The sequence below is a fragment of the Streptomyces sp. NPDC056296 genome (assembly GCF_042268605.1).
GTDB lineage: Bacteria > Actinomycetota > Actinomycetes > Streptomycetales > Streptomycetaceae > Streptomyces.
On record NZ_JBHJRX010000020.1, the window covers coordinates 85,283 to 92,559 of the forward strand.

6 protein-coding genes are annotated in these 7,277 nt (G+C 73.6%); 3 read left to right on the forward strand and 3 right to left on the reverse strand.

Annotated elements, in window-relative coordinates:
- The first annotated feature begins 4 nt into the window (after positions 1–4).
- Both ACFCZF_RS16960 and ACFCZF_RS16965 read left to right on the forward strand, forming a co-directional pair.
- Positions 5–784, forward strand: coding sequence for a class II fructose-bisphosphate aldolase (locus ACFCZF_RS16960; protein WP_376672356.1), 780 nt, complete (start codon positions 5–7; stop codon positions 782–784).
- Positions 781–1,488 carry a polysaccharide deacetylase family protein gene (locus tag ACFCZF_RS16965; protein ID WP_376672313.1) on the forward strand — a complete coding sequence of 236 codons (708 nt, stop codon included), beginning with the start codon at positions 781–783 and terminating at the stop codon, positions 1,486–1,488. Before ACFCZF_RS16960 ends, ACFCZF_RS16965 begins: the two co-directional genes overlap by 4 nt.
- A 69-nt stretch (positions 1,489–1,557) precedes the next feature.
- Here the strand turns inward: ACFCZF_RS16965 and ACFCZF_RS16970 are convergent, their stop codons facing one another.
- The 3 genes from ACFCZF_RS16970 to ACFCZF_RS16980 form a co-directional block, all read right to left on the reverse strand.
- Positions 1,558–2,571, reverse strand: a complete 1,014-nt coding sequence (locus ACFCZF_RS16970; protein WP_376672314.1) for a polysaccharide deacetylase family protein — start codon at positions 2,569–2,571, stop codon at positions 1,558–1,560.
- Positions 2,572–2,657: 86 nt separating this feature from the next.
- Positions 2,658–4,181: a cellulose binding domain-containing protein gene (locus ACFCZF_RS16975; protein ID WP_376672315.1), complete on the reverse strand. Its 1,524-nt coding sequence runs from the start codon at positions 4,179–4,181 to the stop codon at positions 2,658–2,660.
- A gap of 225 nt (positions 4,182–4,406) precedes the next feature.
- Positions 4,407–5,726, reverse strand: coding sequence for a radical SAM protein (locus ACFCZF_RS16980; RefSeq protein WP_376672316.1), 1,320 nt, complete (start codon positions 5,724–5,726; stop codon positions 4,407–4,409).
- Between the two features lie 106 nt (positions 5,727–5,832).
- Here ACFCZF_RS16980 and ACFCZF_RS16985 point away from each other — a divergent pair, with 106 nt between their 5' ends.
- Positions 5,833–7,089, forward strand: coding sequence for a D-arabinono-1,4-lactone oxidase (locus tag ACFCZF_RS16985; protein WP_376672317.1), 1,257 nt, complete (start codon positions 5,833–5,835; stop codon positions 7,087–7,089).
- The last annotated feature ends 188 nt before the right edge of the window (positions 7,090–7,277 follow it).

A 7,277-nucleotide genomic window follows, 5' to 3' on the forward strand; every position in this document is an offset into this window, starting at 1 on the left:
TGAGATCGGCGGCAAGGACGGCGTGCACGCCGCCACCGCCCGTACCGACCCGGCCGAGGCCGCCGCCTTCGTGGCCGCCACCGGCGTGGACGCGCTGGCCGTCGCGGTCGGCAGCTCGCACGCCATGACCACCCGCACCGCCCGTCTCGACCAGGACCTGATAGCCCGGCTGCGGGACGCGGTGGACGTCCCCCTGGTGCTGCACGGGTCGTCGGGCGTGCCCGAGGCGGAACTCCGCGAGGCCGTACGCAACGGCATGCGGAAGATCAACTTCGGTACGCATCTGAACACCGCGTTCACCGCCGCCGTCCGGGAGGCGCTCGCCGCCACCGACCGGGTCGACCCCCGTCGCTACCTGGCCGCCGGGCGGGAAGCCGCGTCCGAAGCCGCCGCCGCGCAACTACGTCTCCTCGCCCCCGCGTCCCCGGCCCCCGCCGGGCCCGTCGAGAAAGGCTCGCCCATGCCCTCCGCCCCCACCGGTCCCGAGCCGGTCGCCGACCCGCGTCAGGTACTCACCGACGCCGGCGAACGCGCCCTCGAACGCGAGGGCATCCCCATGTTCCTGGCCCTGCAGAGCGCCGACCCGCAGCCGGCGCGCGAGGAGTCGGTACGCGCCGAGGGCGCCGGACTCGCCTCCCTGCTCGGTCACTACCGCTCCGCGCTCTCGCCCCAGTGCGCGGACGACGCGGAACCCGCGCTGATCGACGTCCTCCAGGTCATGGCCGTCTCCCACTTCACACCGCAGGCACCGGCCGCCGCACAGAACACCGAGGAGCAGCGATGACAGCGACGACCCAGCACGCCGACATCCCGGGCGCGAGCTTCACCGAGCACGAACGCGCCTTCCAGGAGGGCCGGTTCCTGCGCGTGGTGAACTACCACAACACGCCGGAGGCCGACACGGAGAAGGTCAGGGCCGAACTCCACTCCCTCGCGGAGCGGTTCGACCCGGTGACTCTGGAGGACCTGGACGCGTTCCGCACCACGGGCGAGTGGCACAAGTCCCGCCCCGGCATCATCCCCGTCTTCTACGAGGGCTACCGCAACAACGCCGAGGTGGCCGCGCCGCTCGCCGAGGAGGCGGGCCTGACCGGCTGGTTCTTCATCTGCACGGCCTTCCTGGACGTGCCGGTGGCCGAGCAGTTCGACTACGCGAACGCCCACCACATCGACCTCGTCCCCGAGGACCGCAAGGGCGACCGGCTCGCCATGACCTGGGACCAGGTGGCGGACCTGAGCAAGCGCCACGTCGTCACCCCGCACACCGCGAGCCACGCGAGCGCCGCGTCCCTGGAGACCGACGAGGCGATCCGGTACGAGGTCCTGGAGCCCAAGCGGCGGATGGACGAGGTCACCGGCCAGGACGCGGCCTGCACCGCCTTCCTGTGGGGCACGCCGTACGGCAAGAATCCCAGGGTGGACGCGGCCGTCCGGGAGGCCGGGTACCGCTACCAGTTCAGCAACACGATGGTGCAGTACCTCGGCTGAGGCGGCCGGGCGGTACGGCGAAGGGGCCGGGGCACCTGGGGTGCGCCCGGCCCCTTCGCCGTACGGGGGTCAGTCCCGCGGGTCCTGGAGGCGCTGCACCATCGTGTTGCTGAAGAGGTACCGGTACCCGGCGTCCACGAGGGCGCGGTCGGCGACGCTCCGCCCGGTCCAGTGGGTGCCGGCCAGCCAGGCGGTGCAGGCGGCGTCGCCGCCGGTGGCCGCGTCGATCAGCCGCTTGGGCTCGACCACCTCGCGGTGCACGTCGTCCTCCGTCACCACCCGCTCGGCCAGTTCGTGGGAGGCGGTGTGCGGGGTGACCACGTGGCCCCTGCGGTGCAGGTCCGCCACCTCGTCCCAGGTCATGGCGATGCGTTCGCCGCGCGGGTTCTCGTCGACCAGCTTGATCCGGTGGTCCAGGGCGAAGTCGTACTGCCGGTCGGCGGGGGTGTCCATGAAGGCGGTGCAGACGAAGAACCAGCCGGTGACGCCGGCCTCCTCGCACGCGGCGGCGGCCACGTCGTAGTTGTCGCGGTACCCCTCGTAGATCGCGACGAGGAGGGCGGGCCGGTCTTGGTGCCACTGGCCGGTGCGCATGAAGCGCTCCAGGTCGTCGGGGGTGACGATGGCGTAGTCCCGGGCGAGCGCGGTCAGTTCGGCGACCAGTTCGTCCCGCATGCCCGGCGGGGTGTTGTGGTAGTTCATCACCCGCAGGAAGCGGCCCGCGCGGAGGTCGGAGAGGGTGGCGGCACAGCCGATCGCGGCGGGGTCGGGGAGCGTGGCCGGCGCGCCCGCCGAGGAGGCGTGCGGGCCGGGCTCGCCGCCGAGGAGGCGGTCGTACGCGACGGCCTGGAGGGTCTCGATGAGCGCGGCCTCGTCGTCGGCGCCGCCGGGGTGCAGCTCCCGGTGGAAGGTCTCGAAGAGGTCGGCGAGGCGGGCGTCCGCGCTGCTGGTCACCGGCGTTCCGGCCTGCCGGGCGCCGCGCAGGGAGACCACCATCGGCACCCCCTTGCGCCGCGTGACGAGCTGCCGGGAGGCATCCAGGGCGTCGTGGGCCCGCGTGGCGCCGGGGCTGGGGTCAGGCATGGGCGTTCTCCTGTGCGTGCGGTGCGTCGATCAGTTCACTCTGATACGCACAGCACGATTGAGCAATGGCACGCAGAACTTGCGCGTTATTGCTCGCAACGCCGGCCGTTCAGGGTGAAGTCGTCCGGCGGGGAGTTCTTGCCGCGCCAGGAGGCGAGGAAGCCAAAGGCGAGCCGGCCGCCCGCGGGGACGGACCTGTTGTACTCGGCGGCGGTGGCGGTGACCCGGGAGCCGCTCTGGTCGTGGCCCGCGTCCCACGTCTGGCCGATCCGCTGGCCGTCGGGGAAGGTCCAGGCGACGCGCCAGGAGTCGAGGGCGCCGCGGGTGGTGACGGTGACGGTGGCTTGGAAGCCGTCGGGCCACTGGTTGACGAGGTCGTAGCGGACGCGGCAGGGGGCGGGGGCGGTCGTGCCGGGGTCCGGGGCCGGGTGCCGGTCGCGGTCGTGTTCCGGCGGGGCCTCGGTGCTCGCGGTGGGCGTGGCGGTGCCCTGGGGTTCCGGGTCGGGGTCCTTCCGCTCCGGGGTCTTGCCGGGTGCGGGGGCCGTGGCGCCGGCGGACGGCCGGGACGCGTCCGGCGACGGCTGTGGGTCCGCCGTCGGCGGTGTGCGGTCCGGGGCGGCGGCCGGGCGGCGGTCCACGGTGTCGGTGGACGCCGCGGTGTCCTCGGCGTTGTCGCCGAAGGGCATCAGGGAGACGGTGAGCGCCAGCAGGGACACCAGGACGGCGGTGGCGAGGAGGCCGCCGCGGACGACGCGGGCCTTGTGGCCGCCGTCCGGCGGCTCGTCGGCGCGGTCGTCGCCCGGTGCGGGGCGCCCGGCGCCGAGTCGTGCTTCGGCGGCGCGGCGGCGGCGTTCCAGGTAGGCGAGGCCGCCCCAGCCGATGACGCCTGCGGCGAGGGCCGCGGGCAGTCCGCCGCCGTGCGGGCGCAGACAGGCGGCGGCCTCGGCGCAGTCGGGGCAGGTGGCGAGGTGGCCGGTGAGGTCTTCGGGGGTGTCGGCCGCGGGCGACCTGGTCACCGCGTCCAGCAGCCGGGCGTAGCCGCGGCACCGCGCGTCCGGTGGCGCGTCGAGGTGGCCCCGGCGGCAGCGGTCCCGGAACAGTTCGCGTACCTGGGCGAGTTCGTCGGACGCGGTGGCCGGGTCGAGGCCGAGCCGGCGGGCCACCACGGGCAGCGGCAGGGCCTCCACGTCGGCCAGCCACAGCAGTTCCGCGTCCGGTGCCTGCATGTCCTTGAGGCCGCGCAGCGCGAGCGGGCGGCGCGGCGGCGGTCCGGCGTAGCGGGCGGCCCGGTCGGAGCCCAGCCAGAGCCGCAGTCCGGAGTCGAGCTCGTGGCCCCGCCCGTCGTCCTCCCAGGCCGCCGCGGTGGTGCGTACGGCGGTCAGGAGCAGCGGGACGCGGGGCAGCCGGGACGGGCGGCGGGCGGTGCCGCACGCCGTGGCCGCGTCGGCGGCGCGGACCTCGCGCATGCCGTGGGCGAACGCCTCGGTGGCGAGCCGGACGGCGGCCTCCGAGCCGACGGTGCACAGGTCGGCGTAGGAGAGCACCGTGTCCCAGCACTCGTCGCGCAGCGCGGCCTCGGCGGCGTCCTGGGGGCTCGGCGGGTCGGGCATCGGACTCCTGCATCCACTGCGTCCACGGGCGAGGCCAACTCACCGCACCGGCGATGGAGTTGGGGGCAGGGCCTCACGGCAGGCGCAGAGCTTCGCACGTCTCCGGCACAACTGACAAGCGCCGTCTTCACAAGCGGCGCCCGGGGGCGCGGACCGCCGGCCCGAGCGGGCCCGGCCCCCGCAGGAGTCATACGGAAGCCGGGCCGGAACGTCTCAACCCGCGGCTCACACCTCGACGGCCGCGTCCTCCGGCAGGCTGTCCATGAAGGAGCTGACGGAGAAGACCGCGCGGCCGGCGCCGGGCAGGCCGTAGCCGGGGGGCGAGGCCAGGCCGAACTCGTCCATCGTGGCGCGGTAGGCCTCCAGCAGCCGGATGTGGTACTCCAGCGGCGCGCCCTGCGGGTTGGCCTTGCCGAGCGGGGTGGTGGGCTCGGGGCACCAGGTGGTGAAGCGGGGCGTGATGCCGTGCGACATGAAGAAGCGCAACCCCTCGGTGGTGGAGGCGATGGCCTCGTCGACCGTCTTGAAGCCGAAGGGCTCGGCCATCTCGACGCCCGCGACGAAGTTCGGGATGACGTTGCGCGCGCCGAAGACGTCGGTGGAGTCCAGGATGCGCTTGTGCCACTCGTCGCGGCCTACGTAGCGCTCCTTGCCGGGGCAGTACATCTTGAACAGGTACTCGTCCCACACCTCGTAGTTGGGGTGGTAGATCTGGACGCCGTAGTCCTTGAAGCGCTGGACGTCGTCCTTGGGCAGGGCCTGGGCGACGACCTTGCCGATCCAGCGGCCGGGGAAGTGCTCCTCGATGGCCTTGGCGTAGCGCCCGTAGAAGTCCGCCTCGTCCAGGCCCTGGACCTTCGACGTGATCGCGCCGCCGGTGAGGGTGTAGGCGGTGGACGTCTTGGCCGTGTCGTACGTGTTGATGATGTCCAGCGCTTCGAGGACCTCGTCGACGTCCTTCACGCCGGTGTACGGGCGGCCCGCCGCCTTGTGCTGGCGCCAGTTGTGGTTGATGTCGCAGTACTGGCACTCCTCCTTGGCGCCGAAGTACTGGCAGACCCGGAACGCGGTCAGGTAGATCAGGTAGCCCCACTGGATGGTGGGGGCCACTTCCATGACCGACTTCCCGTTGGCGAGCTTGTGCCGGTAGTACTCCGGCATGGGCGGCACGCCGACGTCCGAGATGCGCTTGCCGTCGAGGTAGAGGCCGAGCTGGCCGTGCTCGTCGGCGGCGACCCGGTAGGGGGAGGCCGGGTTCACGCGGACCGAGACGACGGTGCGGCGCAGGTCGTAGGGGCCGCCGGTGAGGATGATCTCCTCGGGCGGACGGCGCAGCGCGGCCTCGCCCAGCTCCGGCAGGGTGCCGTGGTCGAAGGAGAAGATGAAGTACGACTTCGGCTTGACCTCGCCGTCCTCGTTGTCACTCAGCGCGGAGGGGTCGAAGGCCACCCCGCCGCGGAGCAGGTCCTCCTTGAAGACGGCTTCCCGCGGCACATGCGGAAAGCGCTCCATAAGATCCTCGACCAGCGCGGTGCGGCTGCCCATCCGTGTCTCCTCCCGGCTCAGGCGTTCGACTTCTCACGGTATGCCCCCGCCGGTGCGGCTTCCCGCCCGGGGCCCCTTCCAGGCGCGCCGGGTAGGTTTCCGCGGTATGACCGACATCACCGTGACCAATTGGGCCGGCAACATCACCTACACGGCCAAGGAGCTGCTGCGGCCGCACTCGCTGGACGCGCTGCGGGCCCTGGTGGCGGACAGCGCGCGGGTGCGGGTGCTGGGCAGCGGGCACTCCTTCAACGAGATCGCCGAGCCGGGTGCCGAGGGCGTCCTGCTGTCGCTGGCCGCGCTGCCGGCCGAGGTGGACGTCGACACGGCGGCCCGTACGGTGCGGGTGGGCGGCGGCGTCCGGTACGCGGAGCTGGCCAGGCTGGTGCACGGGCGGGGGCTGGCGCTGCCGAACATGGCGTCGCTGCCGCACATCTCGGTCGCCGGGTCGGTGGCGACCGGTACGCACGGTTCGGGGGTGGGCAACGGCCCGCTGGCGTCGGTGGTGCGCGAGGTGGAGCTGGTCACGGCGGACGGCTCGACGGTGACCGTGGCGCGCGGCGACGAACGCTTCGCGGGCGCGGTGACCTCGCTCGGCGCGCTGGGCGTCGTGACGGCCCTCACGCTCGACCTGGAGCCGGCCTACGAGGTCGAGCAGCACGTCTTCACCGAGCTGCCGCTCGCCGGACTGGACACGGCGGCCTTCGACACGGTGATGGCGGCGGCGTACAGCGTGAGCCTCTTCACGGACTGGCGGGCGCCCGGCTTCCGGCAGGTGTGGCTGAAGCGGCGCACCGACCAGCCGCTGCCCGGGTTCCCGTACGCCGCCCCGGCCGCCGAGAAGATGCATCCGGTGCCGGGCATGCCCGCGGTCAACTGCACCGAGCAGTTCGGGGTGCCGGGTCCCTGGCACGAGCGGCTGCCGCACTTCCGCGCCGAGTTCACGCCCAGCAGCGGCGCCGAGCTCCAGTCGGAGTACCTGATGCCGCGCGAGCACGCGCTGGACGCCCTGCGCGCGATGGACGCGATACGGGAGACCGTCGCGCCGGTGCTCCAGACCTGCGAAGTACGCACGGTCGCCGCCGACGAGCAGTGGCTGAGCCCGGCGTACGGGCGGGACACCGTGGCCGCGCACTTCACCTGGGTCGAGGACACGGCGGCGGTACTGCCGGTGGTGCGGCGGCTGGAGGAGGCGCTGTCCCCGTTCGCGGCGCGGCCGCACTGGGGGAAGGTGTTCACGACGCCGGCGGACGAACTGCGCGCGCTCTACCCGCGGCTGGCCGACTTCCGGGCGCTGACCGAGGCCCTGGACCCGGCGGGGAAGTTCACCAACGCGTTCGTACGCGGGGTGCTGGCCGGCTGACGGCCCCGGCCGGACGGCAGGGGACCGGCCGGGACGGCACGGGACCGGCCGGAACGGCACGGGACCGGCCGGAACGGCACGGGACCGGCCGGAACGGCACGGGACCGGCCGGAACGGCACGGGACCGGCCGGAACGGCACGGGACCGGCCGGAACGGCACGGGACCGGCCGGAACGGCACGGGACCGG

Excerpts from the sequence above, each read along its gene's own strand:
- ACFCZF_RS16965 (WP_376672313.1), top strand. The coding sequence starts at position 781 with ATGACAGCGACGACCCAGCACGCCGACATCCCGGGCGCGAGCTTCACC.
- ACFCZF_RS16970 (WP_376672314.1), bottom strand. The coding sequence starts at position 2,571 with ATGCCTGACCCCAGCCCCGGCGCCACGCGGGCCCACGACGCCCTGGAT.
- ACFCZF_RS16975 (WP_376672315.1), bottom strand. The coding sequence starts at position 4,181 with ATGCCCGACCCGCCGAGCCCCCAGGACGCCGCCGAGGCCGCGCTGCGC.
- ACFCZF_RS16980 (WP_376672316.1), bottom strand. The coding sequence starts at position 5,726 with ATGGGCAGCCGCACCGCGCTGGTCGAGGATCTTATGGAGCGCTTTCCG.
- ACFCZF_RS16985 (WP_376672317.1), top strand. The coding sequence starts at position 5,833 with ATGACCGACATCACCGTGACCAATTGGGCCGGCAACATCACCTACACG.